23 protein-coding genes and 1 other annotated feature are annotated in these 26,743 nt (G+C 42.4%); of the genes, 14 read left to right on the top strand and 9 right to left on the bottom strand.

The genetic code is table 11. The features are described from left to right. Nucleotides 1–58 precede the first annotated feature (58 nt). Nucleotides 59–682: a glutathione S-transferase family protein gene (locus tag AC4IFT_RS09815; protein ID WP_490733050.1), complete on the top strand. Its 624-nt coding sequence runs from the start codon at nucleotides 59–61 to the stop codon at nucleotides 680–682. Here the strand turns inward: AC4IFT_RS09815 and AC4IFT_RS09810 are convergent. Then, nucleotides 675–1,502, bottom strand: a complete 828-nt coding sequence (locus AC4IFT_RS09810; RefSeq protein WP_490751230.1) for an SDR family oxidoreductase — start codon at nucleotides 1,500–1,502, stop codon at nucleotides 675–677. The two genes, AC4IFT_RS09815 and AC4IFT_RS09810, sit on opposite strands and share 8 nt — an antisense overlap. A 268-nt stretch (nucleotides 1,503–1,770) precedes the next feature. After that, nucleotides 1,771–1,897, top strand: a sequence feature (His leader region). Between the two features lie 40 nt (nucleotides 1,898–1,937). On the opposite strand from AC4IFT_RS09810, the gene hisG reads away from it, so the two are divergent. From hisG to hisIE, 8 genes are read left to right on the top strand one after another with little or no spacing between them, the layout of a single operon-like run. Further along, the gene (gene hisG, locus AC4IFT_RS09805; protein ID WP_490733054.1) at nucleotides 1,938–2,837 is read left to right on the top strand and encodes an ATP phosphoribosyltransferase; all 900 of its coding nucleotides are present in this window, start codon (nucleotides 1,938–1,940) and stop codon (nucleotides 2,835–2,837) included. Nucleotides 2,838–2,843: 6 nt separating this feature from the next. Continuing rightward, the gene (gene hisD / locus AC4IFT_RS09800; RefSeq protein ID WP_490751229.1) at nucleotides 2,844–4,160 is read left to right on the top strand and encodes a histidinol dehydrogenase; all 1,317 of its coding nucleotides are present in this window, start codon (nucleotides 2,844–2,846) and stop codon (nucleotides 4,158–4,160) included. Nucleotides 4,161–4,163: 3 nt separating this feature from the next. Next, nucleotides 4,164–5,234 (top strand): histidinol-phosphate transaminase, encoded by a 1,071-nt coding sequence (gene hisC / locus AC4IFT_RS09795; protein WP_490751228.1) that lies wholly within the window; start codon nucleotides 4,164–4,166, stop codon nucleotides 5,232–5,234. A gap of 13 nt (nucleotides 5,235–5,247) precedes the next feature. Further along, nucleotides 5,248–6,315: a bifunctional histidinol-phosphatase/imidazoleglycerol-phosphate dehydratase HisB gene (gene hisB, locus AC4IFT_RS09790; RefSeq protein WP_490751227.1), complete on the top strand. Its 1,068-nt coding sequence runs from the start codon at nucleotides 5,248–5,250 to the stop codon at nucleotides 6,313–6,315. Next, complete coding sequence (gene hisH, locus AC4IFT_RS09785; RefSeq protein WP_490733061.1) at nucleotides 6,315–6,908, top strand: imidazole glycerol phosphate synthase subunit HisH; 594 nt, start codon at nucleotides 6,315–6,317, stop codon at nucleotides 6,906–6,908. Before hisB ends, hisH begins: the two co-directional genes overlap by 1 nt. A 5-nt stretch (nucleotides 6,909–6,913) precedes the next feature. Continuing rightward, nucleotides 6,914–7,651 (top strand): 1-(5-phosphoribosyl)-5-[(5-phosphoribosylamino)methylideneamino]imidazole-4-carboxamide isomerase, encoded by a 738-nt coding sequence (gene hisA / locus AC4IFT_RS09780; RefSeq protein ID WP_353243271.1) that lies wholly within the window; start codon nucleotides 6,914–6,916, stop codon nucleotides 7,649–7,651. Next, nucleotides 7,633–8,409 (top strand): imidazole glycerol phosphate synthase subunit HisF, encoded by a 777-nt coding sequence (hisF, locus tag AC4IFT_RS09775; protein WP_219244200.1) that lies wholly within the window; start codon nucleotides 7,633–7,635, stop codon nucleotides 8,407–8,409. The genes hisA and hisF overlap by 19 nt, the downstream gene beginning before the upstream one ends. Continuing rightward, a complete protein-coding gene (gene hisIE, locus AC4IFT_RS09770) occupies nucleotides 8,403–9,014 on the top strand; it encodes a bifunctional phosphoribosyl-AMP cyclohydrolase/phosphoribosyl-ATP diphosphatase HisIE (protein ID WP_490733067.1) in 612 nt (203 codons plus the stop codon). The genes hisF and hisIE overlap by 7 nt, the downstream gene beginning before the upstream one ends. Nucleotides 9,015–9,048: 34 nt before the next feature. Here the strand turns inward: hisIE and AC4IFT_RS09765 are convergent, their stop codons facing one another. After that, entirely contained in the window at nucleotides 9,049–10,023 is a 975-nt protein-coding gene (locus tag AC4IFT_RS09765; RefSeq protein ID WP_490751264.1) for an ABC transporter substrate-binding protein, read from the bottom strand. A gap of 67 nt (nucleotides 10,024–10,090) precedes the next feature. After that, nucleotides 10,091–12,277, bottom strand: coding sequence for a TonB-dependent receptor (locus tag AC4IFT_RS09760; protein WP_490751226.1), 2,187 nt, complete (start codon nucleotides 12,275–12,277; stop codon nucleotides 10,091–10,093). Nucleotides 12,278–12,611: 334 nt separating this feature from the next. Here AC4IFT_RS09760 and AC4IFT_RS09755 point away from each other — a divergent pair, with 334 nt between their 5' ends. Beyond that, nucleotides 12,612–13,109 (top strand): YbaK/prolyl-tRNA synthetase associated domain-containing protein, encoded by a 498-nt coding sequence (locus AC4IFT_RS09755; RefSeq protein WP_490733073.1) that lies wholly within the window; start codon nucleotides 12,612–12,614, stop codon nucleotides 13,107–13,109. Nucleotides 13,110–13,155: 46 nt separating this feature from the next. Here the strand turns inward: AC4IFT_RS09755 and AC4IFT_RS09750 are convergent, their stop codons facing one another. Beyond that, complete coding sequence (locus tag AC4IFT_RS09750) at nucleotides 13,156–13,797, bottom strand: CatB-related O-acetyltransferase (protein ID WP_490751225.1); 642 nt, start codon at nucleotides 13,795–13,797, stop codon at nucleotides 13,156–13,158. 345 nt (nucleotides 13,798–14,142) lie between these two features. On the opposite strand from AC4IFT_RS09750, the gene AC4IFT_RS09745 reads away from it, so the two are divergent. Next, the gene (locus AC4IFT_RS09745) at nucleotides 14,143–17,355 is read left to right on the top strand and encodes a M66 family metalloprotease (protein ID WP_490751224.1); all 3,213 of its coding nucleotides are present in this window, start codon (nucleotides 14,143–14,145) and stop codon (nucleotides 17,353–17,355) included. Between the two features lie 44 nt (nucleotides 17,356–17,399). Here AC4IFT_RS09745 and AC4IFT_RS09740 read toward each other — a convergent pair whose 3' ends face one another. Together AC4IFT_RS09740 and gnd are read right to left on the bottom strand one after the other, a co-directional pair. Beyond that, entirely contained in the window at nucleotides 17,400–18,581 is a 1,182-nt protein-coding gene (locus tag AC4IFT_RS09740; RefSeq protein ID WP_490733079.1) for a multidrug effflux MFS transporter, read from the bottom strand. A 199-nt stretch (nucleotides 18,582–18,780) separates the two neighbouring features. Further along, a complete protein-coding gene (gene gnd / locus AC4IFT_RS09735) occupies nucleotides 18,781–20,187 on the bottom strand; it encodes an NADP-dependent phosphogluconate dehydrogenase (RefSeq protein ID WP_219244209.1) in 1,407 nt (468 codons plus the stop codon). A gap of 241 nt (nucleotides 20,188–20,428) precedes the next feature. Here gnd and AC4IFT_RS09730 point away from each other — a divergent pair, with 241 nt between their 5' ends. The 3 genes from AC4IFT_RS09730 to AC4IFT_RS09720 all read left to right on the top strand — a co-directional run bounded on the left by AC4IFT_RS09730 (nucleotide 20,429) and on the right by AC4IFT_RS09720 (nucleotide 23,444). Beyond that, nucleotides 20,429–22,012, top strand: coding sequence for a TerC family protein (locus AC4IFT_RS09730; protein WP_490733082.1), 1,584 nt, complete (start codon nucleotides 20,429–20,431; stop codon nucleotides 22,010–22,012). Nucleotides 22,013–22,186: 174 nt separating this feature from the next. After that, nucleotides 22,187–22,798, top strand: coding sequence for a hypothetical protein (locus tag AC4IFT_RS09725; RefSeq protein ID WP_490751223.1), 612 nt, complete (start codon nucleotides 22,187–22,189; stop codon nucleotides 22,796–22,798). A gap of 97 nt (nucleotides 22,799–22,895) precedes the next feature. Further along, a complete protein-coding gene (locus AC4IFT_RS09720) occupies nucleotides 22,896–23,444 on the top strand; it encodes a hypothetical protein (RefSeq protein ID WP_490751222.1) in 549 nt (182 codons plus the stop codon). A 52-nt stretch (nucleotides 23,445–23,496) separates the two neighbouring features. Here the strand turns inward: AC4IFT_RS09720 and asmA are convergent, their stop codons facing one another. From asmA to udk, 3 genes are all read right to left on the bottom strand, one after another. After that, nucleotides 23,497–25,335, bottom strand: a complete 1,839-nt coding sequence (asmA, locus tag AC4IFT_RS09715; RefSeq protein WP_490751221.1) for an outer membrane assembly protein AsmA — start codon at nucleotides 25,333–25,335, stop codon at nucleotides 23,497–23,499. 131 nt (nucleotides 25,336–25,466) lie between these two features. Then, nucleotides 25,467–26,048, bottom strand: a complete 582-nt coding sequence (gene dcd, locus AC4IFT_RS09710) for a dCTP deaminase (RefSeq protein WP_206085396.1) — start codon at nucleotides 26,046–26,048, stop codon at nucleotides 25,467–25,469. A 38-nt stretch (nucleotides 26,049–26,086) separates the two neighbouring features. After that, nucleotides 26,087–26,731 (bottom strand): uridine kinase, encoded by a 645-nt coding sequence (udk, locus tag AC4IFT_RS09705; protein WP_219244214.1) that lies wholly within the window; start codon nucleotides 26,729–26,731, stop codon nucleotides 26,087–26,089. Nucleotides 26,732–26,743: the final 12 nt, after the last annotated feature.

Genomic DNA, 26,743 nt, shown 5'->3' with positions numbered 1-26,743 from the left:
AGCGAATTTAATCTATCTTAGCTGTGGCTAATGACAAAAAATCAATTAGGAGACTGCAATGTTAACTGTCTGGGGACGTGCCAATTCTTCCAATGTCAAAAAAGTACTTTGGTGCTTAGAAGAATTAAATGTGGCTTATAATCAAAAAGATGTGGGTGGCCCATTTGGTGGACTTGATACACCTGAATATAAAAAAATGAATCCAAACAGCACAATCCCAACTCTACAGGATGATGACTTTGCGCTGTGGGAATCAAATGCGATTTTACGTTACCTTACGGAAAAGTTTGATCACTCTCACTTATTACTCGCAAAGGACGTACAAGAAAGAGCCGCAGCGGATAAATGGATGGATTGGAGCAATGCGAATTTATTCGATCACATCAAACAGATGATGAACAAAATCGTCCGTGTCCCAGAAGCAGATAGAGACCCAGAACAAGCAAAAATCATTTATGCCAATATCAACAAATTACTGCAAATTGCCGATGACGCCTTAGCCCATCAGGCGTATTTCAGTGGTGAAAAATTCGGTATTGCTGATATCGCCATTGCGCCATTATTTTACCCATGGCACGAAATTGTTACCGAACGCCCTGAGTTTAAAAACTTAGAGCGCTGGTATCAGCAGCTCACCACACGCCCAGTGTTCCAAAAAATTGTGATGATCCCTATTAAATAGTCATCAACATGCTATTCGGGTTTGGGTATTGGTATTCAAACCCGATTTCTTGGCAGATACGATTGCCGTTAATTACCTTTCCTTCAGGCTCATTCGCTGGGTCAATAAATTCAGGGGGAACGAGCCCCAATGATTTCGCCGCTTGGGTATAAAACGCTTGTCGTGTTGGGTGAATAGGCGCACACAAATTATAAATATGCCCCCCTTCTGATTGGTTAAGTAATACTAAAATCGCCTCAATAACATCATCTTGATGCACCATATTTACAGGCTGCATGGCACCTTTAACCCCTGTTTTTCCCGCTAAAAAACGCCCTGCATGACGTTTTTCCCCCACTAACCCAGCTAAACGCAGTATATCCACTGAAATATTTGGCAATTGATGCAACCAATTTTCGGCATCAATCAACGCCTGTGCGGAAGCGGTTACACCTTCTAACGGAGAATCTTCCGTCATTTCACCATTTTGCTCCCCATACACCGCCGTCGAAGAGGTAAAAATCACGTTGGGCACCTTAAAGGTAATGGCACTGTTTACTAGCGTTTCAATCGCTGACACATAATGCTCCACATTCACTTTAGAGGGCGGCAACAAAATGACCAGCGCATCACTGCCGTCCATCAATTGTGTTAAATCATCAGCGTCACATTCTAACTCAGGCGTCAGTTTCAATGAGTAGCACTCAATACCCACACTTCGAGCAGCCTCAATACCATCGGGTGTCGTTTTAGTGCCCACCACTTGAACACCCTTCGCTAATAAAGCCTGTGCGAGTGGTAACCCCACCCACCCCAATCCAATAATCGTGACTTTTTTCATGTTTCGACTCCAAATCTGCTAAGGCGCTGAGTTTTTTACTTAGGTTATCTGAAAACCATAAAACTTCCGAATAGATTTTCGGGGAGATTAATCACTGTAAAACCTGCTCAACGAATTATTATTGGTTATTTTTTAAAAAAAGGTTGCATTCATAGGGGGAAATCGGATAGGTTGGATACCAATGAGTATTTAGTTAGCACAGTGAATGTTTAGTCATTCAGTTAAATAAGAGAACGGAAGACATTATGAATCGTATTTCACGCAACCATCATCATCACCATCATCCTGATTAGTCTTTCGGGCGATGTGTGCTGGAAGACGATCAACGAATCTTCCGGTGGCTGAAATGCAAATGAGAGAACCCTCGGAAGATAATCTTCCGAGGGTTTTTTTATATTAAAACAAAAAGTTACTAAAGGAATATGGGGTAAGGTTATGTTGGATAAATCACGTTTACGTATTGCAATTCAAAAGTCAGGTCGTTTAAGCGAAGAATCAAGAGAGTTACTGGCTCGCTGCGGGATCAAAATCAATTTACAACAACAACGTTTGATTGCTTATGCAGAAAATATGCCTATTGATTTACTTCGTGTTCGCGATGACGATATTCCAGGTCTGGTTATGGACGGCGTTGTGGACTTAGGGATTATCGGCGAAAACGTCCTTGAAGAAGAGTTATTAAACCGCCGTGCTCAAGGGGAAGACCCGCAGTACAAAACATTGCGCCGCTTAGATTTTGGTGGATGCCGCCTCTCTTTAGCTGCGCCATTAGATTTTAATTACACCGGTGCAGAATGCTTAAATGGCTCACGCGTTGCCACCTCTTACCCACACTTGCTAAAACGCTATTTCGACCAAAAAGGCATTCAGTTTAAATCTTGCTTACTGAATGGTTCAGTCGAAGTCGCCCCTCGAGCTGGCTTAGCCGATGCTATCTGTGACCTCGTTTCTACGGGAGCAACCTTAGAAGCCAACGGCCTGAAAGAAGTGGAAGTGATTTATCGCTCTAAAGCCTGTTTAATTCAGCGCGATGGGGAAATGTCTACTGATAAACAACAGCTTATCGACCGCATGATGACCCGTATTCAAGGCGTTATCCAAGCCCGTGAATCCAAATACATCATGCTACACGCACCAAGTGAAACGCTGGATGAAATTATTGCGCTGCTGCCGGGTGCTGAACGCCCAACTATCCTGCCATTAGCGGGTGACCACAGCCGTGTTGCTATGCACATGGTCAGCTCAGAAACCTTGTTCTGGGAAACCATGGAAAAACTGAAAGCATTAGGTGCAAGTTCAATTCTTGTTCTGCCAATCGAAAAAATGATGGAGTAAGTCGTCATGGAAATGGGATTCAACCAGCCAATTCGCTGGGCAGATTGCAACGAACAACAACAAAACGCATTGCTGATGCGCCCTGCTATTGCTGCCTCTGGCAGCATTAGTTCCGCGGTCAGTGGCATTATCGACCAAGTCCGTCGTGAGGGCGATATCGCCCTCCAAGCCTTAAGTCGTCGTTTCGATAAAACTGAAATTGACACAGTGCGTGTTGCGCCAAATGCCGTCAATGATGCCGAAAGCCGCTTAGGCGATGAAATTAAAACGGCCATGAAAACCGCAATTAGCAATATTCGCCGTTTTCACGAAGCGCAGATCCCCGCGCCCATTACCGTAGAAACCCAAGCGGGTGTTGTTTGCCAGCAAGTCACGCGCCCAATTGATGCGGTTGGTTTGTATATTCCGGGTGGCTCGGCTCCGCTATTATCAACCGTCATGATGTTAGGTACGCCTGCAAATATCGCAGGTTGCCGCAAAATTATTTTATGTTCACCACCACCAATTGCCGATGAAATCCTGTATGCGGCTAAACTGTGTGGCATTACAGAGATTTTCCAAGTCGGTGGTGCGCAAGCGATTGCAGCCATGGCCTTTGGTACACAAAGCATTCCTGCGGTCGATAAAATTTTTGGCCCCGGTAACGCTTATGTGACCGAAGCAAAACGCCAAGTCAGTCAAAGCCATGAAGGCGCAGCAATTGATATGCCAGCGGGGCCGTCTGAAGTATTAGTGATTGCCGATAGCCGAGCTAACCCTGCATTTACAGCATCTGACTTGCTATCTCAAGCGGAGCACGGCCCAGATTCTCAAGTCATTTTATTAACCGATGACGAAAACTTCGCCCAGCGCGTGATAGCAGAAACAGAAAAACAACTCGCCCAGCTTTCTCGCGCTGCAATTGCCAGAGAAGCCCTGAGCGCCAGCCGCGTTATTATTGCTGACTCCATCAAACAATGTGTGAAAATCAGCAACCGTTACGGGCCTGAGCACTTAATTTTACAAACTCGTGATGCTGATGATTTAGTCGCGGACATCACCAGTGCAGGGTCTGTGTTTGTAGGTGATTGGTCACCAGAGTCTGCTGGGGATTACGCTTCAGGCACCAACCACGTTTTACCGACCTATGGTTATACAGCAACCTATTCAAGCCTAGGTCTTGCGGACTTTATGAAACGCATGACGGTACAAAAGCTGTCTAAACAAGGTTTACTCGGCTTAGCCAACACCATTGAAACGTTAGCGCAGGCGGAACAATTGACTGCCCATAAAAATGCGGTGACTTTACGCGTCGCAGAACTTAACAAACAAAATCAGGAGTAAGTCATGAGCCAAAAATTTAATGCCGCCAGCCTTGCGCGTGAAAATGTCAAAACCATGACTCCGTATATGTCTGCACGCCGTTTAGGGGGAAATGGGGACGTCTGGCTCAATGCGAACGAATACCCTATCGCCCCTGATTACCAATTTAGTGAGCGCAACCTAAACCGTTACCCAGAATGTCAACCTGTGGCAGTGATCAATAACTATGCGACCTACGCAGGCATTACGCCTGAACAAGTTTTAGTATGCCGTGGTGCGGATGAATCCATTGAATTGCTGATCCGCGCATTTTGCGAACCGGGCAAAGATGCCGTGATGTTCTGCCCGCCGACATACGGCATGTACAGCGTCAGTGCTGAAACTTTTGGCGTCGAACAGAAAAAAATCATGGCACTGCCAGATTGGTCATTAAATGTGGCCTCTATTCGCGAAAACCTAACGAATACCAAACTGATTTATATTTGCAGCCCAAATAACCCAACGGGCAACATTATCGATAACAAAGAGTTACTGGAAGTGTTAGAGATGGCCGCAGGCCGCGCACTGGTAGTGGTCGATGAAGCCTATATTGAGTTTTGCCCACAATACAGTGTCGCTAGCTGGTTAGCAAAATACCCAAATCTGGTGATTTTAAGAACCTTATCAAAAGCTTTTGCGCTAGCAGGCCTGCGCTGTGGCTTCACACTCGCGTCACCTGATGTCATTGAGGTTTTATTAAAAGTTATCGCCCCTTACCCATTATCGACCCCAGTTGCGATGATTGCAGCGCAAGCACTTGATGCACAAGGCATCGCCACCATGAAAAGCCGTGTCGCGACGGTAACGGAAAACCGCATTGCCCTGTCTGAAGCACTGCGTGATTTATCGGTTGTCGAAAAAGTTTACCCAAGCGAAACCAACTACATTTTGGTGCGCTTTACTGACGGCAATAAAGTCTTTAAAGCCCTGTGGGATCAAGGCATTATCTTACGTGACCAAAGCAAGCAGCCGGGCCTAGAAAATTGCCTGCGTATTACCATCGGGACAGAAATTGAAAATGTCCGTGTTATTGAAGCTATTGAAGCACTTTGCTAATTAGGAATGACTCATGAGCCAGAAAATTTTATTTATCGACCGTGATGGAACATTAATTACCGAGCCACCGACTGATTTCCAAGTGGATAGCTTAAGTAAACTCGCCTTCGAAAAGGCCGTCATTCCAAGCTTACTTGCACTGCAAAAAGCCAATTACCGTTTAGTCATGATAACCAACCAAGACGGCTTAGGCACCGATAGCTTCCCGACCGCAGACTTTGAGCCGCCACACAACTTGATGATGCAAGTTTTTGAATCACAAGGCGTAAAATTTGATGAAGTGCTGATTTGTCCGCACAAGCCTGAAGATAATTGTGCTTGTCGCAAACCTAAACTTCAGTTAGTTGAGCGTTACTTAGACAGCAATGTGCTCGACAGCGACAATAGCTATGTTATCGGTGACCGTGAAACGGATATCCAACTGGCTAAAAACATGGGGATCAAAGGGTTACGCTATAGCGCGACCGACCTCAATTGGGAAACCATCACTGCCCAATTAACCAAACGCGACCGCCATGCACGTGTTGAGCGCGTCACTAAAGAGACTAATATTCTGGTGGAAGTTTGGTTAGACCAAGAAGGTGGCAGCAAAATTAACACGGGCGTTGGCTTCTTTGACCACATGCTAGACCAAATCGCAACCCACGGTGGTTTCCGCTTAAATGTTGAAGTCAAAGGGGATTTATTTATCGATGACCACCACACCGTTGAAGACACTGGCCTTGCTTTAGGCGAAGCGCTGAGAGTCGCACTGGGCGATAAACGCGGCATCGCGCGCTTTGGTTTTGTACTGCCGATGGATGAATGCCAAGCACGCTGTGCGCTGGATATTTCAGGGCGCCCTCACCTTGAATATAAAGCTGAATTTAAATACCAACGCGTGGGCGATTTAAGCACCGAAATGATTGAGCACTTCTTTAGTTCGCTGTCTTACGCGATGGGTTGTACATTGCACTTGAAAACCAAAGGGAAAAACGATCACCACAAAGCGGAAAGCTTATTTAAAGTGTTTGGTCGCACATTGCGCCAAGCCATCCGTGTTGAAGGGGATACGTTACCAAGTTCAAAAGGGGTTCTTTGATGAACGTTGTCATCCTTGATACAGGCTGTGCCAATTTAGCGTCGGTCACTTATGCGGTGCAACGCCTAGGTTACAACCCTGTGGTGAGCCGTGATACCAACACCATCTTACAAGCCGATAAGGTATTTTTACCCGGTGTGGGCACAGCAAGTGCAGCGATGGAAAAGCTCGTAGAACGTGAATTAGTGCCCTTAATCAGAGCATTAACTCAACCTGTTTTAGGGATTTGTTTGGGCATGCAATTACTCGGCAGCATCAGCGAAGAAGGCCAAACGGAAATTCCATTACTTGGACTGATTGATAGCCCTGTGCGTAAAATGGATGCCAATGGCTTACCCGTTCCTCACAGCGGCTGGAACCAAGTGAAAGCGCTCGCGGGGAACCCGTTATTTAAAGGAATTAGTGATGATGCTTATTTCTATTTTGTGCACAGCTATTCAATGCCAATTTCAGAAAATACCATCGCGCAAACCCAATATGGTAACCCATTTAGCAGTGCAGTGAATCGCGACAACTTTTTCGGCGTGCAATTTCACCCTGAACGTTCAGGTGCCGCTGGTGCTCGCTTGATTCAAAACTTTTTGGAGATGTAAGCACCATGATCATTCCTGCATTAGATTTAATTGATGGCACCGTGGTACGGTTACATCAGGGGGATTACGCCAAGCAAACTGATTACGGCACTGACCCACTACCGCGTTTACAACAATATGAAAAAGAAGGCGCGACGCTTCTGCACCTTGTGGATTTAACCGGCGCAAAAGACCCGCAAAAACGCCAAATTCCGCTGCTAAAAAAACTATTAGCAGGCGTGAGTGTGCCCGTACAAGTGGGCGGCGGTATTCGTACTGAAGACGACGTCAAAGCATTATTAGATGCGGGCGCAACTCGCGTAGTGATTGGCTCAACGGCTGTCACCAAACCTGAACTGGTGAAAACCTGGTTTGAAACCTACGGCGGTGAAGCGATTGTGTTGGCGTTAGATGTACGGATCAATGCCGAAGGCGTGAAAGAAATCGCCATTAGTGGCTGGCAAGAAAACTCCAATTTAACCTTGGAGCAAGCCATAGAAATCTATCGTCCTTATGGCTTAAAACACGTCCTTTGTACCGATATTTCAAAAGATGGCACACTGGCAGGCTCCAACGTCAATCTGTACCAAGAAATCAGCCAGAAATTCCCTGATATTGCCTTTCAAGCCTCAGGTGGCATTGGTAATTTAGCAGATATCGCGGCGATTCCAGCGTCAGGCGCTGCTGGGGTTATCGTGGGCAGAGCATTACTTGAAGGTAAATTTACCGTTGCGGAGGCAATCGAATGTTGGCAAAACGCATAATTCCGTGTTTGGATGTTCGCGACGGGCAAGTCGTTAAAGGTGTGCAATTTCGTAACCACGAAATTATCGGTGATATCGTGCCATTGGCACAGCGCTATGCCCAAGAAGGTGCTGATGAACTGGTTTTTTATGATATTACTGCATCATCAGATGGCCGTGTTGTCGATAAAAGCTGGGTCGCTAAAGTCGCCGAAGTAATTGATATCCCGTTCTGTGTAGCGGGCGGTATTAAAAGTGTGGAAGATGCGGCGCAGATTTTGTCTTTTGGCGCAGATAAAATTTCCATCAACTCCCCTGCACTGTCTGACCCAACGTTAATCACCCGTTTAGCCGACCGCTTTGGCGTTCAGTGCATCGTCGTGGGCATTGATACGTGGTTCGATGACAGCACCAATGAATATCAAGTGTACCAGTTTACAGGGGATGAAAAACGCACCACACAAACCCGTTGGAAAACCTTGGATTGGGTCAAAGAAGCCCAGCAACGCGGCGCGGGCGAAATCGTCCTAAATATGATGAACCAAGATGGTGTACGCCAAGGGTATGATCTGGTACAACTGAAAAAAGTGCGTGAAGTTTGCCAAGTACCATTAATTGCTTCAGGTGGCGCAGGTGAAAAAGTTCACTTCCTTGATGCCTTTGCTGATGCAGGTGTTGATGGTGCTTTAGCCGCTTCCGTCTTCCACAAACAGATCATTAATATCGGTGACTTAAAACAATACCTAGCCGAAAATGGAGTTCAAATTAGAGTATGTTAACCACAGAACAATGTAGCCAACTGGCATGGCAAAAAGTCGATAACCTAATGCCGGTTATCGTACAACACGCAGTTTCAGGGGATGTGCTGATGCTGGGGTACATGAACCCTGAAGCACTAAAAGTCACCTTAGACAGCCGCAAAGTGACCTTTTATTCAAGAACCAAACAGCGTTTGTGGACAAAAGGGGAAACGTCCAATAATTTTCTAAATTTAGTGGACATTTACCCTGATTGCGATAGCGACACTTTATTAGCACTTGCCCTGCCAGATGGCCCAACCTGCCATAACGGCACGCAAAGCTGTTTTGCGCCCGCACAAAGCGATTGGGGCTTTTTATTTGAGCTAGAAACGCTGTTAAAAGAGCGCAAAACCGCATCGCCTGAAAGCTCTTATACCGCTCGCCTCTATGCCAGCGGCACTAAACGTATCGCACAAAAAGTGGGTGAGGAAGGCGTTGAAACCGCACTAGCTGCAACCGTTAATGACCGCGCAGAATTGACAAACGAAGCCGCGGACTTGATGTACCATTTAATGGTGTTACTACAAGACCAAGAGCTCGATTTAAGCACGATTATCAAGCGCTTAAAAGAGCGTCACCAGTAATCTAAACACTGCCTGCTTAGCAGGCAGTATTATTTTATGGGTGCAAAATATTATCGATTTGCGCCTCACTCAGTGAAATACCAAAGAATTTCAGGTAGAAATCGGCCGTTTCTTGCTGCATATCGATATCCGCAAAACGCTCTGGATACAGCGTTTGAGCTAGCCATAAGAACTGCAACGCTTCTTCAGACGTTTCACGACACCACCAAAACATGCCTTTCGGGTTCACATACACTTGCTGATTTTTAACCGCGTCCATCTCTTGCCATTGGGAAGATGATTTGATGATATTGGCATCTTCCTTGTTCATCGCCACAATCACATCGGGGTTCGCTGCGATAATCGTTTCCAGTAATACCTCACCAGAGTTATTTTTTTTATCTGCAAACCATGTTTCTGCCACATTTTTTGCCCCGGCTAAATCCATCCAATCTTGATTTAATGACGGTCGCCCCGAGGTAAACAACGTGCTTCCCATACTGTGGTAAACCGTGCGTTTTTCCGCTTCCGTTAAGCCCGCCAGCCGCGCATTGACCAATGCCACATTGCGATCGAAATAATGTTGATATTCAATCGCTTTGCTTTGTGCATCGGGGCCCAGCTCTTTTGCCGTAGCCTGTACCCTTTCTTGTAACGATTTTAAAGAGTTAGCGGGATATTCAACCACTTTTACCCCTGCACTTTCTAATAAATCACGCTGTGGGACTTCCATTCCTTTGGCGACAAACAGTAATTCGGTGCGTAATGAAATGATCTGTTCGGGACTCAGTTGGTTGCTAATACTGATCACCGGAACATCATCAATATTTGGCAACATTTGGCGAAACAACGGAATTTTTTTCGCAATCACCGAGGTACCGACAATTTGCTCGCCGTAACCAAGCATCATAATAATGGTATTTTGTGCAGGCCAAGGCGTCGCGATGCGCAATTGCGGGTTATCTGTCTTCCCCTGTATTGCACTGCCCATGAACAGCCCAAACAGTAAAATGACCAATTGCAGGAAAATTGTTTTTCTCATATTTATCACACCGCTTTACCTTAATGTAAAACGGCGTGCTCCTAGACTTTTATCATTAGAAATCAAACGTAACCGTTGCGCGAACTTCACGGCCTGCCCCTAAGAAGGCACTCCCTCCACGGCCTTCACCATTGATCCCTGATGGGAAGATGGATGCCCAGTAACGTTCATCAGTGACGTTATTCACCGATAAGCGAACCGTTGTTGGGGTTTGATTGATTTTTGTGCTGTAGCGCGTACCGAGATCTAACGTCGTGTAACTTCCCGCCCAACTGGTGTTGGTATCATTAGCGGCACGTTTACCGGTGTAATGCACATTAGCGCTATACACCAATTCAGGCATGGATGGCAGGGCATATTCCACTAACATATTCGCTTGGACTTTAGGCACCCCCACAACGCGTTTATCACGCGCTTCGATTTTTTTCGTGTCTTTCAATTTCGGGTCTAAAAACGTAATGCCGCTATAAACATTCAACCCTTGCCAAACATGGCCTGTAGCCGTGAGTTCAAGCCCCCTGTTGACTTGTTCCCCTTGTTTACGAAATACATCATTATTATCGACATAAGCAAATGGGCGCTCTAAATGAAACAGTGCTGCACCAAGGTTTAAATCAGCCACATCCGCTTTGATCCCAATTTCATATTGCTTACTGCGATAAGCATCGAGCGTTTGCCCTTCATTTTTAATATTTTGATTCATTGGCGCGGTATCCCCCTCTTCCAGAGAATCCGCATAGCTCACGTAAGTCATCACTTGCGGGGTGATTTTATACATCACCGCCGCTTGTGGGCTTAGCCCATTATCATTGGTTTTGCTGGTTTTATGGTGTTGTTTGTCAAAGCTTTGGCTTTCAATCCAGCTTTGGCTCAAATAAAACATTGCTGACCACTGCGGGTCGAAAGTGATAGTGTCACCTACGGTGATACTTTGTTGACGGTTTTCGCTGGCTTTATAACGGGATCCACCTGTATGGATACGCCCATCAGATGGCTCTTCCATTGGTGAAGGGCGATATATATTGGTGATCTCCCCCCCGTTTATATCTCGTGTCGTTGGTTTTACTTTTGAGCTGTAAATTGACCAAACATAGCCATTGGTGGCGAATGATAAATCATGGCCAATGGAGCCCGTGTCCACATGGCCATTGAGTACCGCTGAGTTACTCAGAACGCGAAAACGCCCTGATGCAGGGGAGTCTGACAATGAGCGTTTTATCCCACCTTGATTATCAACAATTTGGCTTGAAACCGTGCGCATCGCCCTGTCCGCTTGCTGGAAACCAACACCCGCCGTTAATTTCCAATCTTCATTGAAGTCATGAATTAAACGAGTGCTAACGGTATCGGTAGTTAAATCATTCCCCGCGGTATGCAGAGCTAAGTTTTTATCTTGTGGGTTTGGCGCTTTGGGTAATTTAATGTCAGGGCCATAGCTAAAGCTGCCAACATAGCCTTTTTGCACAAAATTGTAGTGGCTGGCGTTAAGTTGCAATTGTGTGCCTGGTTGAATGTTCCAATCAAAAGCAACCGATGCCAGCTTGCGGCGTAAGGTGCTATCTTTTAAGTTACCCGTCCCTTCCTCATCCATTAAATTCAAACGGTAACCAAAACGTTTATCGGCATCGAAATACCCCCCAAGGTCAACGTGCCCGCTGTAGGCATTGCGGCTTTGGTAACCTAATGATAAACGCTGAATATCTTCAGGGCGTTTGGCCGTAAAGTTAAACTGCCCTGCGGGGCTTGCTGGGCCATACAATGCCCCAGTTAAACTGTTGATAACATCTAAGCGGTCGAGCATTTCCACAGGGAATGCCGTTGTCGACACCATATAGAGCCCATCCAAGCGGCTGTTGGCAACAACGCTACCTTGCATACCACGGCTTTGTGGGCGGCCGACATCCATCCCACCGCGTGCTTGCATCTGTGCGCTTGGGGCATATTTCAGCAGCTCACTGACACTTTTTGCTTGCTGGTTATCAATCATTTCACGACTAATCGTGGTGGTGGAATAAGGGGTATCAATCCATTCCACATCGCCTAATGGCCCAAGGTCAATTTGAGAAGTAAAGAAACCTGCGCCAGCTTGGGCCTCTGCGGTGACATTTGTCGGTGCTGCCGTGACGAGCATTTTATCTTGTTTCGGTTTGCTGATTTGTTCGGAAACTTGAGCAGCAACGATGGATGGCGCGATCCCTGCGATCAGCGACGTTATGACATATAAGTGAGTTTTACGTTTCATGTTATCTATTTTCGTTATATAAAAATTTATACCACCGAGAATAAAACAGAGCGTAAATGATCAAGCTCAATTCTTAACAATATCCATTCTCATTATTAACATGAATTTGTTATTTTTAACCAATTGAATTTATTGATAAATAAAAACGTCTCAGAATATACCGTAATAAAATCCGTGGATGGATGGACAATACAGGTAAAAAACGCATCTGATATGCAATTTATACTATTTCCCAAATTAGCGTCTTTATTGCCCTTTGCGTTTTGCGGTTGTATCTCCCAATGAACTTGTTATCATTCCTTGTTATTGATGGGGTTTTAAAGGGAAAAAAACGGTGTCAGAGAACGTTATTTTTAGGCAATTAACGCAGTTATTAGATGATAACCAAGCCAAATACCGTGTGATGGAACACTCCACCGCAGGGAAATCAGAAGAAGTCGCGAAAATTCGTGGCACGCAATTAGGGCAAGGGGCGAAAGGTTTAGTTTGCCATGTAAAAGGAAATGGGGTGAAGCAACATGTTTTAGCCATTTTACCTGCGGACAAGCAAGCAGATTTAAGCAAAATCGCCATCGCCATTGGCGGAACTCGCGCATCACTGGCAAGCCCAAAAGAAGTGGATGAACTGACTCAGTGCGTATTTGGTGCGATCCCGCCGTTTAGCTTTCACCCAAATTTATTGCTTATTGCCGATCCGTTACTGTTTGCACGTTTTGATGAACTGGCATTCAATGCAGGAACGTTAGAGCGGTCAATTATTTTAAATACGCAAGATTACCAACGGATTGCACAACCTACGTTGGTTGAATTTATTCGCACAGAAGAAAGCTAACTGGCTAATCACAAAAAAGGGATTCCTCAGAATCCCTTTATAACAATTACGAATGACGCTGTTGGTCGTATTCGAGACTGGCTTGTTTTAATGCCTTAAAATCAGAACCACAAATCACACGCTTTAATGCAGTGAATTTTTCTTCTGGCCAATCATAGATTTTCAACGCCAATAACTCTGCAATGATTTCAGGCGCAAACCGATGTTTAACTAGCTTCGCAGGGTTCCCCCCCACAATGCAATAAGGTTCGACGTCCTTCACGACCACACTGTTAGTCGCAATGACGGCACCCTCACCGATTTTGACACCGGGCATAATAAACGCCCGCATGCCTATCCATGCACCGTCCCCAATAACCGTATCCCCTTTACCGATATAAGCCTCATCAATAAATTCAAGAAAAGGATACAAACAGAACCAGTCCATCCGATGGGTATGGTTTCCCCCCATCAAAATCACCGCTTCACTGCCAATGCAGACATAATCGCCGATATACAGTTGGTCGACATCCCACGCAAGCTGCCAATCGCGACTTTGCTCATCCCCTTGCAAATAACGCACAACGGAATTTTCAAAACCGTCATCCCAACAATCACTGTAATAGCTATGGCAGCCTTTAATATGAATGTTCGGGTTTTTCACAACTTCATGTAATAACTGATATTTTGACCAATGTTTCTTATTCATGGTAATAAACCTATTTTAGTTGTTTATGATTACCATAGAACGCTTTCTATGGTGATGTATTCGCGCTCAAAACACATCACCTTTAGCCACTCGGGGCTGTTTTAATAAGGGATTTAACATCTAACGCCCTCTCATAGTCTACCTATAAACTTATCACACAATATCATATTAATAATAATAAATACTATTATTATTATAATTTAATTAATAATTGATTAATTAATAATTATTAAACTTTATTTCAGACTTAATTCAGAAAAAAACGCTTAACGTTTAATTAAATATTTAATAAATTAATATTGAACTTTAAAACTAATGATGAGAAATAAAATCATAAGGCATACCATGACTGAAAATACAAATTTACTCAGCACATTCATAAGAAGTTTAATATCTGGGGCTCCAACCAACAATTATTCAATCGATAATATAGACCATTTCTATGGTTGTGTGGATGTTCTAAATAGCATGACATCTGATTTCTTTTCCAAACGTCCATACGCCAATCTAGATTTAAATGAAAGTTTTCATCCTCTTAATCCAGCCATTTATAATAAGGAAGACAGAAAATTTTATTATAATCAAAATAAATTTGTTGGTACTTCAACACAAAAAGAGAGCAGTGACACATACGGAGATCTAAAAGGAAGTGTTTATTTTGCACAGAACTCAATCATTCCAGCTATTAATCGAATTGAAGGAGATACACAACCAACATTAGTGCCTAACCGAAAAACCTTAATGATGTTTAAACCCCAACATAAAATTCCCGATAACGAAGATGTTTATATAGAAATAACAGACAATAAAACAACAGGGTCATATCTTAAAAAGCTGTCACCTCCATCAAAGCTCCCCCAGTTATCCTATTTAAGTATTTATGAAACAAATTTAAGGCCTCGAGACTTTAAAAAACCGAGTTTTTTTGATTTAGAAGTTAGAGATGTAAATCAGCTCAATAAGGTACTAGAAAGCCCCAACTATTTTAATCAACTTATTTCCAAGCCAAATAATATCAAATTTAATTTCAATGGGATAAAATTCGATAATTGGACTAAACCTATTCATCTTAACTCAAACCCACAATATCAGGATAAAAATATAGTTTTTTATAATAGTACCAATTCAAATATTATTATCAGATATAGTAATAAAGATCATAAACTAGAAAAAAATCACTCTATCCAATTTATTTGTGATAACAATGGGAGATGGCTAACAAAATCTGAAACAAAAAGACTAAAAGAACTATCTGTGAGTAAAAAAATCCCTAAAACTTTTGATTATGCATTAAATGATAAAGATAAAATAGAAAATTATGATACTGAGATCCCCCTATTGCTAAATAGACACGCAAGTATAAAAATAAATCTTCACGATAGCTATGACGTCAAAAAATTTAAATTAATAAATAATAAAAAATACGCATCAAAAATAATACAATTTTCTTCGGAGTCTATGGAAACGAAAAAAATTGATTATAATAATAAGGAGATAACTTTAAAAAAAGGGGATTTTCTTTATTTTGTCTGCGATAAAAAAGGTGTTTGGAGAAAACTGTCAATCAATGCCGATGCATCAAAACTGAGCTTAGGGAGACGTTTCCAATATGATGAAGTCATCAATGAAAAAGAAAAACTAGAGCAAATGCAAGAAAGCACTCAGTTTATGGAAAACCTACTATTACGAAATCCAAGACAAATCAGAATAAATATTAATGATGAAAACTGGGTTGATTCCATCAAATTACCAAATGGAAATCGTGATTGCTATCTCACCTTTAATACGGCAGCAAGCAAGAGCACAAAGATCCATATTGATGGAAACTATTTAGAGCTCAAACAAGGGGAAAATCTCCATCTCGATTTTCTCACTGATATTAAGAAATGGAGAAATAACCCATTAATAGTCCTTCCTGAACATATGAATAACCTTGAGTATATGGAGAATACTTGGTCAACAACGATCCCCGGTGAATATATTCAGCCTAATATAAAAATTGATTTTATACATAAAAATAAAATGGGTATCTTACCAAAGACCACGATAGGCGCACCAACGACGGTAAAATTACATCTTTTGGATATTGGTATTTTCACTGAGCCGAGAGATAAATTCGATTTTAGGGATACTCCCGAGTTTAATCGGCAATATTATCAACAAATTCCAGCCTCAACACTCCACGTAAACCGCTATGAATCAACGCGGGTCGATCAATTTGTCTTCAGTGATGGAACGATTTTAAAAGAGGCTATTCCTGAAAATGGGGGTTGGCATGAAAAGTCAAGTTTAAAAATAACTCGCTGGGCATATGGAGAAGGCATTCATATGGCGACATCTGGCATTAATAGTTCACCAGATGATGGTCCCGCATTTGTACCAACCCCGCAAATAGTCGTCTATAACTCTGTTGGCCAATATCAAAATGGTAGGGTCATCCATGGGGGGCTGGGTAGTTATAAAGGTGGACTTGCTTCTGTTGAGGATTCAATAGGCAATGAGTTTAGCCATGAATTAGGTCATAACTTTGATATTAATGACTTCCATGGTGGACGTACAGAACTTGGTATCCATCGCCCTGCTCATCAAAAGAACTCAGCATGGGGCTGGGACGCGGATAACAATATGTTTATTCCAAATTTCGAACAGTCTGGGAGAGCAGACCATGATGCAATGAATGGTGGAAGCCCGAAAGATGAAACAAATAATGCTTATTCACTCTATACGCCAAATACATTAGCCGCTATCCAACAGCGACTAGAAAAACTTCACGCGTTTAATACTGATTCCTCAACGGGTTATCAAAAATGGAATTCTGAAACAAGCAAAATGGAAGATGCCTATTTAGAGTTACCAGGCTTTCTCCAATTTAATGTTCCAGTTAAAAATGGTGAAGATATCTCTCTATACAAATTATGTAAAGCGCTCGAAAAATATGATGTGCTTAAAATAAAACTAGGTAATGGTTATCATAGTAAAAATATACATTTACCTGATGCATCATCGAGAAATGCGGAAGATACCATCATAATAGAAACTTGTGCTGACTGGGATACGACTGTTCACCTTAATGGTAAAACTGAAAAAATTAAAAAAAATGAAAAAATAACCTATATTTCCGATGGTAAGTCATGGGTTAAATCTCATCTCCACGGGTTACACAGAAAACCAATAAAACAAGATGTTCCCGTTATTACCGTACTTGGTTTTTATGATCCTGAAGGGCAAATTTTAGTCACCGATCCTGAAAAACAAAAATCAAACCATGTACAAGATATTTTATATGGTTCTTCAGGTATGGTTTATGAAGACAATAAGAATCTAGATTCTTGTTCTTCTTATTTGGAGTTCGATCTTGAAGATGGAACAGCGCGACAATACAAACTCCATGGTACCAATTTCAGAAAATCTCATATGAACCGTTTTCATGTGAATATTGAGCGAGACTTAAAGCCCGTTAAAGTTAAAATTTTTATTAAAGGTGAGCTAAAAGAATCTAAAGATATTGAAATTAGAGAACTTAAATTACCCACGACCATTAATGGGCTAACCATTTAAACCAATATGAATAAGAGCAGGCCTACCGTCCTGCTCTTACATTATTAATGGGGCTCAGCTAACCTCAAGCTGGCCTTTCGAGCTACTAAACCAAAAATACACCCGATAAGCATCACGATTGCTAACGATAATTTTGGTGCGATAGGTAATGCGATAGCTAATAGACCAAGCCCAGCACCGCCAGCCATTTGGACAAACCCCACTAACGCAGATGCCGTACCCGCTTCATTACCAAAAGGTTCCAAAGCATAGCTGGTTGCGGTACCCATCATAAAGGCAAGCCCAGTACAGGCACAGGCCACAGGTAACATGTAGACAACCCAATGGCTTTGAATAGCTTCTGGCAACATAACAAAGCCCAATATCAACCCTAAACAGCCAATTGCCATCATTGAACTACCCACTAGCAAACAGGCTGGTCGCCCAATTTTATGAATAAAGTGGTTCGCAATATAACTGGCAAACATGATCCAAAAGCCGTTGATACCAAACACAATGGAAAACACTAACGGGCTTAATTGAGCATCCCCCATCAATACCGTGGGTGCGAGGGAAACATAAGTTAATGCCATTCCCATGGTGCCCGCATTAACGAGAGCAAAAATGATAAATTGGCGATTCCCTAAGACACGGCAATAGGTTTCCACAGGGATCACTTTTACTTTAGGTAAGTTTGCAGGGCGTGTCTCAGGCAAAAATACCGCGATCAATACCAGTATGATGACGGCATACAACGCAAGGAACCAAAATGGTGCGCGCCAACCCCATGCTTCTGCTAGTAACCCACCTAATAACGGAGCGAGAGCTGGCACAATATTCAATGTACCATTGAGAAAACCAAATGCGCGAGCCGCTTCAGTGCCGTTCATGCGGTCACGAACACAGCTAAATGCCACCACAGAGGTACAACAAACGGCAACCCCTTGCAATAAACGTGAGGCAATAAATAGCGTCGGGGTCGTTGCTGCAATGGCAACACCCGCACCAATAATGTAGAGCACCATACCAACCATCGCGATAGGTTTGCGCCCGTATCTGTCCACCAGCGGCCCAGAAATCAATTGCCCTAAACCTAGGACTAAAATAAATAGCGCAATGGTCGATTGAATAACGGATTCACTGCTGCCTAAATCCTTTGCAATATCAGGAATCGTCGGCAGGTATAAATCGATACCCAATGGGCCAAGTAAGACTAATAAAAGCAATAAAATAAGAAAGTTACGCATGAAGCTATGCTCAGATACCGTAGTAAAAAGTTATGTTATTCAATGATTGATGAATAATGTAGCAGAAACGATTAATCAAACTATCAAAAAAGAAATGATAAAGTAAATAAATTCATCATTTATTCATTCTGCCTATGAAAGGCAAAAAAGGCGCTAAATTTAGCGCCTCTTGCATCATCGATAAAGGATGATGTTAACGTTATTCCATCCACTCTGTGTGGAAAACACCGTCTTTATCCGTACGTTTATAAGTGTGAGCACCGAAGTAGTCACGCTGCGCTTGGATTAAGTTTGCAGGCAATACCGCTGAGCGGTAGCTATCGTAATAGGAAATCGCCGCAGAGAACGTTGGTGTTGGGATACCATTTTGTACGCCGTAGCACACAACATCACGCAGAGCTTGTTGGTATTCGTCCGCGATTTGTTTGAAATATGGCGCTAACAGTAAGTTGGCAATTTTTGCATCTTGGTTGTAAGCATCCGTGATTTTTTGCAGGAATTGTGCACGAATGATACAGCCCGCACGGAAGATTTTTGCAATCTCACCGTAGTTCAGGTCCCAATTGTACTCGTCTGATGCTGCTTTCAGCTGTTGGAAGCCTTGTGCATAAGAAACGATTTTGCCTAAGTACAGCGCGCGACGTACTTTCTCAACAAACGCGCTCTTATCCCCTTCAACGGGTTTTAAGACTGGGCCTGTTAAAACTTTAGACGCTGCAACACGTTGGTCTTTTAAGAAAGAAATATAACGTGCGAAAACAGACTCAGTGATTAATGTCAGAGGAATGCCTAAATCCAGCGCACTTTGGCTCGTCCATTTACCAGTGCCTTTGTTTGCCGCTTCATCTAAAATCACGTCAACAAGGTATTTACCATCTTCATCTTTTTTCTTGAAGATATCCGCGGTAATTTCAATCAGGTAGCTGCTCAATTCACCTTTGTTCCACTCTGCAAAGGTGCCTGCCAGCTCTTCATTGCTCAGGTTTAATGAACCTTTTAACAATGAATAGGCTTCAGCGATTAATTGCATGTCACCGTATTCGATACCGTTATGTACCATTTTAACGTAGTGGCCTGCCCCGTCTGGTCCCATATAAGCCACGCAAGGTTCGCCTTCTGCTTTCGCTGCGATTTCTTTTAGGATTGGCGCAACCAATTCGTAAGCTTCTTTTTGACCACCTGGCATAATTGAAGGGCCTTTTAATGCGCCTTCTTCACCACCAGAAACACCGGTACCGATGAAGTTAAAACCTTGTGCGGATAATTCACGGTTACGACGGATTGTATCCGTAAATAACGTGTTACCGCCGTCGATAAGGATATCACCCTTGTCCAGATGAGGAGTCAGCGAGGCAATTGTTTTGTCCGTTGCTTCACCCGCTTTAACCATCAGTAAGATGCGGCGTGGTTTTTCCAGAGAGTCAACAAACTCTTCAATTGTATAGTTGGGAACGAGGTTTTTCCCTGGATTTTCGGCAATTACTTCGTCTGTTTTATCTTTAGAACGGTTAAAGATAGACACTGAGTAACCGCGGCTTTCAATGTTGAGCGCAAGGTTACGCCCCATAACCGCCATTCCGACAACACCAATCTGCTGCTTTGACATGAACAACTCCTGTCTGATTAGGACCAAGTCAGCCTCAATGTGCTGACATTCTGTTAACGGGATCACATATTAACCTAGGATTGTGCAGCATGGTAGTTATTGATGCAATCGATGACGTACACAACGCCATTTTTGTCAAGAATTGTCCGACTAAAGTGAATTTTTATTGATATTTCGTTCAACAAACCGCATTATTCTCCAGTCGGTATAAGCCGTCATATCAGAAGGTAAAACAAACTGTATGGAATGGATCGCAGATCCTTCGATTTGGGCGGGCCTCGCTACCCTAATCGTTCTAGAAATCGTTCTTGGTATTGATAACCTCGTCTTCATTGCCATTCTGGCAGATAAGCTCCCGCCAAAGCTGCGTGATAGAGCCCGTGTAACTGGACTTTTATTAGCCTTAGTTATGCGTGTTGTGCTTCTATTCAGCTTGTCGTGGCTCATTACCCTCACCAAACCGATAATCACGCTATTCGAGCACCCATTTAGTGCCCGAGACTTGATCATGCTAATCGGGGGGCTGTTCCTCTTGTTTAAAGCAACGATGGAACTAAACGAGCGGCTAGAAGGTAAAGACGAACACACTAATACCCAAAGAAAGACATCGAATTTCTGGGCTGTTGTTGCACAAATTATTGTTCTTGATGCCGTATTCTCTCTGGACTCTGTGATCACTGCGGTAGGTATGGTTGACCATATCGGCGTTATGATTGCGGCAGTGACCATTGCAATGGCATTAATGATTTGGGCAAGTAAACCGTTAACTAGCTTTGTTAACCAGCACCCAACCATTGTCATACTGTGTTTAAGCTTCTTGTTGATGATTGGTTTCAGCCTTGTGGCTGAAGGTTTTGGCTACGCTATTCCGAAAGGCTACCTATACGCGGCTATCGGCTTCTCAATCATGATTGAGGTGCTAAACCAATTTGCACAATTTAACCGTCGTAAATTCCTGACTGGTTCGCGCCCACTGCGTGAACGTACAGCTGAAGCGGTATTGCGCATTTTAAGCGGTAATAACGAAAGAGGTGAATTAGACCCACGGACGTCTGACCTTATCGCTGACAACAAATCTGTCTTCGACCCGCAAGAGCGCCTGATGATTGCTCGTGTGTTAGGGATGGCGCAGCGCAATGTTGAAAGTATCATGACCTCACGCCACGATGTGGACTATCTTGATATCAATAAATCCTCTAGCGATTTATTGCAATTGATGGAGAAAAACCCGCACTCACGCCTTGTAGTGATTGATGAAACGATTAGCGATGAGCCTGTTGGTGTTGTACATGTGATGGATTTAGTGAAGCAGCAACTAAATGGTAAACCACTGGATTTACGTGCGTTAATCACTCAACCGCTGATCTTCCCTGAAGGTCTCTCACTACTCAAAGCATTGGAACAGTTCCGTAAAGCACATACTCACTTTGCATTTGTCGTCGATGAGTTTGGCTCTATTGAAGGTATCGTGACATTGACCGACGTGATGGAAACCATCGCCGGTAACTTACCCGTTGGTGATGAAGAAAATGATTCACGTCATGATATTCAAAAACTTGATGACGGTACGTGGATTGCCAATGGCTTTATGCCACTGGAAGACTTGATCATGTTTGTGCCGATGGAATTAGATGACAAACGTGAATACGAAACCATCGCGGGTCTGTTAATGGAGCATTTACAACGTGTTCCAGAAGTTGGCGAGCAAGTCACCATTAATGGCTGCATATTCCAACCATTGGAAGTCAATAGCCATCGTGTCAATAAAGTGTTAATCATACCACCCGCTCGTGAAGGGGATGGTTATGAATATGAAGATGATTAACCTTAACTAAATTCCGAAATACCGGCCAATAGGTCGGTATTTTTTTGCCTATAACCCTACGAGTTATTTATTAGATTTATACAAAGCACGAATTAATCGCGTTTTTTGCAAGATAACCCATTTTCTTTGTGAATAATTATCATCATTAAATAATATTCATTTAAGGGTTAATTCATGTTGCCAATTTCAAAATCGAGTCTCATTGTACGTAAGATAACCAGTAATTCACAAATCAATAGAACCGCTAATTCAATTGCAAATCAAGCAACAAGGCTAAAAAACTATTCAATTGATTTTCCTAGCGCAGTTGAAACACCACGTAATCATGGTAAAAAAATGACCACTAATGTCCGTTTTTCGTCCATATGTGAAATCCAACACTGCGATACCAACGATGCGATTGGACTACTAAAAATACAGCCTAATAAAAAAAATTCATTATCCACCGAAACAAAAAAGACTGTTCATTTAAAAGATATTCAGCTACTTGAAAAAAGTATGATACCGAAAATTAATGACCTCAATAATAAGATAATACCACTGATATCAAACAATGAGGCATTACATTCAAATGACATAATAAAGATGCAATCTGAATTTAACTCCATAGTTACCTGCTTGAATAATTGCCAGATTTTACTCAATAACTCGAGTTACCCGCACAATAAAAGGAAACAGAAAATATTAACCTCTTTAAAAAACCAGATGTTAAAAATTGAGTACCAACTAAAATTTGAAAAATTCATAACAGAAAAGCAGTATACCGTACCGTTACACATCAAATAATACGGTAAAAATGTACTCTTCATCGTTTTTTAAAAGCAGAAAACATTGAAACCTTGAATAATTAAATCAGTTTAATATCTATCTTAGCGAGAAAAATATGAGAACTCAGAAACCACTGATAAGCCCTGTATGTGATGCTAGCAGCTTACATAGCTTAAATCTTAAGCCTTCATCCAAGATAGAGGCTGCAATTCGCGCGGTTAATGTGCAAACAGACAAGTTACCTAAAGAACAACGAACTAACAGCGTTATTCACAATAAGGAACTCAAGCCATTAGCCAAGCAAATTGACTTAGTTTTGAATGAAGTGAGAGCTTTTATTAATAATATGATGAGTTCAAATGCATCTATAAGGCCTAGCGCCAATGAATGTGAATCAATGAATAAAAGCTTAACACAACTTAAAGACAGTATTGCTGAGTATAAAAAAAAGGCTTTAGATATCACAAGCTATAAACACAATACAAAAAAAACAGGTAAGCTGAATGCTCTCATTAATGAATCAACTCAACTAGAAAGCCAATTAAATAATAAGTTAGGGAAGAGTAAAGAACTAAAAACAAAAATTGCCAATGAACTCAAAAAAAGTGAAAGAGAAATGATAGAGCGAGAAATAAAAAGAAACGATATTAAAAGGAATCGTTAATTAAAAACGCCTTATCGAATAATAAGGCGTTTTCTATTTAAATAAAATTTATCTACAAGGCATTCAATAACTCATTCAGCCCTTTATTTTCTTCTTTCTTCAAGAAATTACCAATAGCCTCTTTGGCTTGCGTCCGCAATTCATTGCGCAGCAATTTTTCCACATCCAGCTCATATTGCAAGCTATGCCAATTGCCATAAATACGCAGTGGAATATTCATGCCTTGTAATTGCTGAACTAGGCGTGAATCCCCTGCCCAACCACCAAAAATATTAACGCCTAAATTTACATCAATGCTTTCATTTGGAATATTCACGCGGCCTTGGCCATTAATATTCACCAAAGCAGATTTCGCATTCATTGATGAAATATTCATACTGCCTTTATTTAAATAGCCTTTAACTGTGAATAATTCAACTTCTGTATAATTCCCTGTATTCACGGGGGCATTAATTTTATTCGTCACACGAGAAATAGACTGCTGAATTAATTGCGGAATATTCAGCCCATGCAATTTTGCATTTCTCAGCTCGAAATTAACAGGCCCTTGCCATTGGTTTTTCACTGCATAATCATCATAGCCGACACCCGATAACGCCGCATTGAGGGAGATAATGCCGCTGAGTTTTTGTGGCATATTAAACGCTTTTAATAACGGTGTTAAATCGATATTTTTAAAGTCGGGTTTTGCCGAAACCGTCGCTGGCACCGCGCTATAATTTAACGTAACAGGTAATGAGAACTCACCACCAAACGCTTTACCTTGTAATTTAGAAACCGTTAAACGGGGAGTTTGATTTTGGGCACTAATCACCACTTCATTTACCGACATTCCTCGATAAATTAAATTCCCTACCGATAAATCAACATTGGCCGTAAATGATTTTAAACCTGATAAATCATACCGTTGTGTACTCGTTCCTGAAATAACAGGCTTGACTCCAACACGGTTATTATTGGTTTCCGCCTCAGGCGTTGTCGCAGTTGGTGCAGTGCCTAACAAGCTATCTAAATCTAATTTTTCAGACGCTAATTCAACTGCCAGCTGCGGGATCTCACTTAATTTTACGCTAACATTCCCTGTTAACAGACTTTCATTGGCTTTAATCGATAGATTAGTTAAACTCGCGCTAGGTTCCTGCCCTTTGTTATATAAAAAATCTGTGATGATTTGCCCAGATATTCCGTTTTCAGGCAAATCCACACCACTAAGCGAATAATCAAACTGCGTTAATTGGCCACTAATTTTTTGATTGATTGCCGATAAATCGATATCCGCACGTGTATCGAACACAAACTCTTGCTGGTTTTTATTTAAGTTACCACTGAATTTGACCGCCACTTGCTTATTGTTATTTTTTTTCAATGACAGGTTAATATTGCGCAGGTTAAATTCATCTTTTGACGTTTGCCAAATCACTAAACTGTTAGAGATATCAACTTTTTCAATATCTAACAACCAGTTGCTCTTATCAACAGAGGTCGTTTGAGAGGTAGAGCCCCCAGGAGCAATAGGGTCGCTACTGTGCGTTTGAGGTTCACTTTCCGGTGTTTTACGGATAACAGCACCATCAATCACAATTTGTTCGACAGACAAGCGGTGGGAAATCAAAGGCCACAATTCAACATCTAAGCGCATATTTTCAGCGCTTAAGACAGGTTTGGATGCATTTGGTGCAGTCAGAGAGACGGGGCCTGTAATAATGCTCAGTGTCGGCCAAACGTGCCAACGCATATCCCCATTGAACTCAAGTTGATAGCCACTTTTTTTCTCTACTTGCTCGACAATATAATGACGAAAATCATTCGGATTTACCAACATCACTAATGTGGTTAAACCCGCAACAATGACAACAAGTAAAATAATCAGTGTCGTTAAAAAACGTTTCATGCTTCCCTCTCTTAAACTCTGCCTGCGACCATCACCAACGTGAACTCACACCATTACTTTCCCTGAAAATGGGCGAAAATTACGCCATTAAAATCCATTAATGACACAATTTTCGCGAAGTTTAGCGAGTATCAGTCTTCGCTGATACGGCTACCAACAGCCCCTTGTTGGTTTTTATATTTTGCATCTTGGCGGCTATTATAAGGGCGGTCTGCGCTGCCCGATAATGGCTCAAAACTTAACGCCCCGATGACCATGCCAGGACGTAATGCTAATGGTAACTTACCTGAATTATAAAATTCTAACACGATTTGCCCTTTCCAACCGGGGTCAATACGATGCGCAGTAACATGTACCATCAAGCCTAATCGAGCCAGTGATGAGCGACCATCAAGCCAACCCACAAGGTTATCTGGGAGCGTAACAGACTCAAGCGTCACTGCAAGTGCTAATTCCCCTGGATGTAAGAAAAATGGCTCGTCTTCGCTAAGCACGATCTCATCACTCATTACACGATCCAGAGCAGCATTTACTTCATCTTTTGGGCCACTAAGATCGATAAATGCCGCGGTATGTCCACGAAAAACACGAAACTGATTTCCTAAACGGACATCTGCGGTTGCACCATTGATCCGTTCAACAGGTGGGCGCGGGCTAATCACTAATTTACCATCATCCATCCATTGAATTATATCGCGGTCACAAAGACGCATGGCTGTTTCCCCCTTCATAATGTTAGTTTCTGCCTTAATTAATCTTGGCAGAATTCCCCGATCTTCGCTTTTAAGATATCAATTGCCACACGGTTTTTTCCACCGCGAGGCACAATAATATCGGCATACTGTTTCGATGGCTCAATAAACTGTAAGAACATTGGGCGAACCGTTTTATTGTATTGGTCAATCACGGAATCTAATGTTCTGCCCCGTTCATTTACATCACGTTTAATGCGGCGCATCAAGCAAATATCGAGTGGTGTATCAACAAAAATCGAAAAATCCATCTCACCACGTAGGCGTTTATCGGTTAACAATAAAATGCCTTCAATAATAATGACTTTTTTAGGTTTAAATGTGATGGTTTTTTCTTTGCGAGTGTGAGCGACATAGTCGTATTGCGGGATTTCTACTGCTTGACCACTTTTTAGTGATCGGAGGTGTTCAAAAAGCAAACTGTGATCCATTGAATTCGGATGGTCATAGTTCACTTTAAGCCGTTCTTCCATTGGCACGTCTGCTTGGTCTTTATAATAACAGTCCTCTGGAATAACACCGATATTATGATCACCGACCTTTTCTCGTAATTCACGATATAGAGTGCTTGCAATTAAGCTTTTGCCAGATGCAGAGGCTCCCGATATACCTACAATGGTACAGTGATGCGCTATGTCAGTCATAAAATGATAACC

Source organism: Providencia sp. UF-183, from assembly GCF_058246155.1.
Note: the sequence above shows the minus strand (reverse complement) of the source record. Positions and strands in the feature narration are given on the sequence as shown.

What these genes read in the sequence shown, in the direction of transcription:
- AC4IFT_RS09815 (WP_490733050.1), top strand. Translation starts at nt 59, where the DNA reads ATGTTAACTGTCTGGGGACGTGCCAATTCTTCCAATGTCAAAAAAGTA.
- AC4IFT_RS09810 (WP_490751230.1), bottom strand. Translation starts at nt 1,502, where the DNA reads ATGAAAAAAGTCACGATTATTGGATTGGGGTGGGTGGGGTTACCACTC.
- hisG (WP_490733054.1), top strand. Translation starts at nt 1,938, where the DNA reads ATGTTGGATAAATCACGTTTACGTATTGCAATTCAAAAGTCAGGTCGT.
- hisD (WP_490751229.1), top strand. Translation starts at nt 2,844, where the DNA reads ATGGAAATGGGATTCAACCAGCCAATTCGCTGGGCAGATTGCAACGAA.
- hisC (WP_490751228.1), top strand. Translation starts at nt 4,164, where the DNA reads ATGAGCCAAAAATTTAATGCCGCCAGCCTTGCGCGTGAAAATGTCAAA.
- hisB (WP_490751227.1), top strand. Translation starts at nt 5,248, where the DNA reads ATGAGCCAGAAAATTTTATTTATCGACCGTGATGGAACATTAATTACC.
- hisH (WP_490733061.1), top strand. Translation starts at nt 6,315, where the DNA reads ATGAACGTTGTCATCCTTGATACAGGCTGTGCCAATTTAGCGTCGGTC.
- hisA (WP_353243271.1), top strand. Translation starts at nt 6,914, where the DNA reads ATGATCATTCCTGCATTAGATTTAATTGATGGCACCGTGGTACGGTTA.
- hisF (WP_219244200.1), top strand. Translation starts at nt 7,633, where the DNA reads ATGTTGGCAAAACGCATAATTCCGTGTTTGGATGTTCGCGACGGGCAA.
- hisIE (WP_490733067.1), top strand. Translation starts at nt 8,403, where the DNA reads ATGTTAACCACAGAACAATGTAGCCAACTGGCATGGCAAAAAGTCGAT.
- AC4IFT_RS09760 (WP_490751226.1), bottom strand. Translation starts at nt 12,277, where the DNA reads ATGAAACGTAAAACTCACTTATATGTCATAACGTCGCTGATCGCAGGG.
- AC4IFT_RS09750 (WP_490751225.1), bottom strand. Translation starts at nt 13,797, where the DNA reads ATGAATAAGAAACATTGGTCAAAATATCAGTTATTACATGAAGTTGTG.
- AC4IFT_RS09745 (WP_490751224.1), top strand. Translation starts at nt 14,143, where the DNA reads ATGACTGAAAATACAAATTTACTCAGCACATTCATAAGAAGTTTAATA.
- AC4IFT_RS09740 (WP_490733079.1), bottom strand. Translation starts at nt 18,581, where the DNA reads ATGCGTAACTTTCTTATTTTATTGCTTTTATTAGTCTTACTTGGCCCA.
- gnd (WP_219244209.1), bottom strand. Translation starts at nt 20,187, where the DNA reads ATGTCAAAGCAGCAGATTGGTGTTGTCGGAATGGCGGTTATGGGGCGT.
- AC4IFT_RS09730 (WP_490733082.1), top strand. Translation starts at nt 20,429, where the DNA reads ATGGAATGGATCGCAGATCCTTCGATTTGGGCGGGCCTCGCTACCCTA.
- AC4IFT_RS09725 (WP_490751223.1), top strand. Translation starts at nt 22,187, where the DNA reads ATGTTGCCAATTTCAAAATCGAGTCTCATTGTACGTAAGATAACCAGT.
- AC4IFT_RS09720 (WP_490751222.1), top strand. Translation starts at nt 22,896, where the DNA reads ATGAGAACTCAGAAACCACTGATAAGCCCTGTATGTGATGCTAGCAGC.
- asmA (WP_490751221.1), bottom strand. Translation starts at nt 25,335, where the DNA reads ATGAAACGTTTTTTAACGACACTGATTATTTTACTTGTTGTCATTGTT.
- dcd (WP_206085396.1), bottom strand. Translation starts at nt 26,048, where the DNA reads ATGCGTCTTTGTGACCGCGATATAATTCAATGGATGGATGATGGTAAA.
- udk (WP_219244214.1), bottom strand. Translation starts at nt 26,731, where the DNA reads ATGACTGACATAGCGCATCACTGTACCATTGTAGGTATATCGGGAGCC.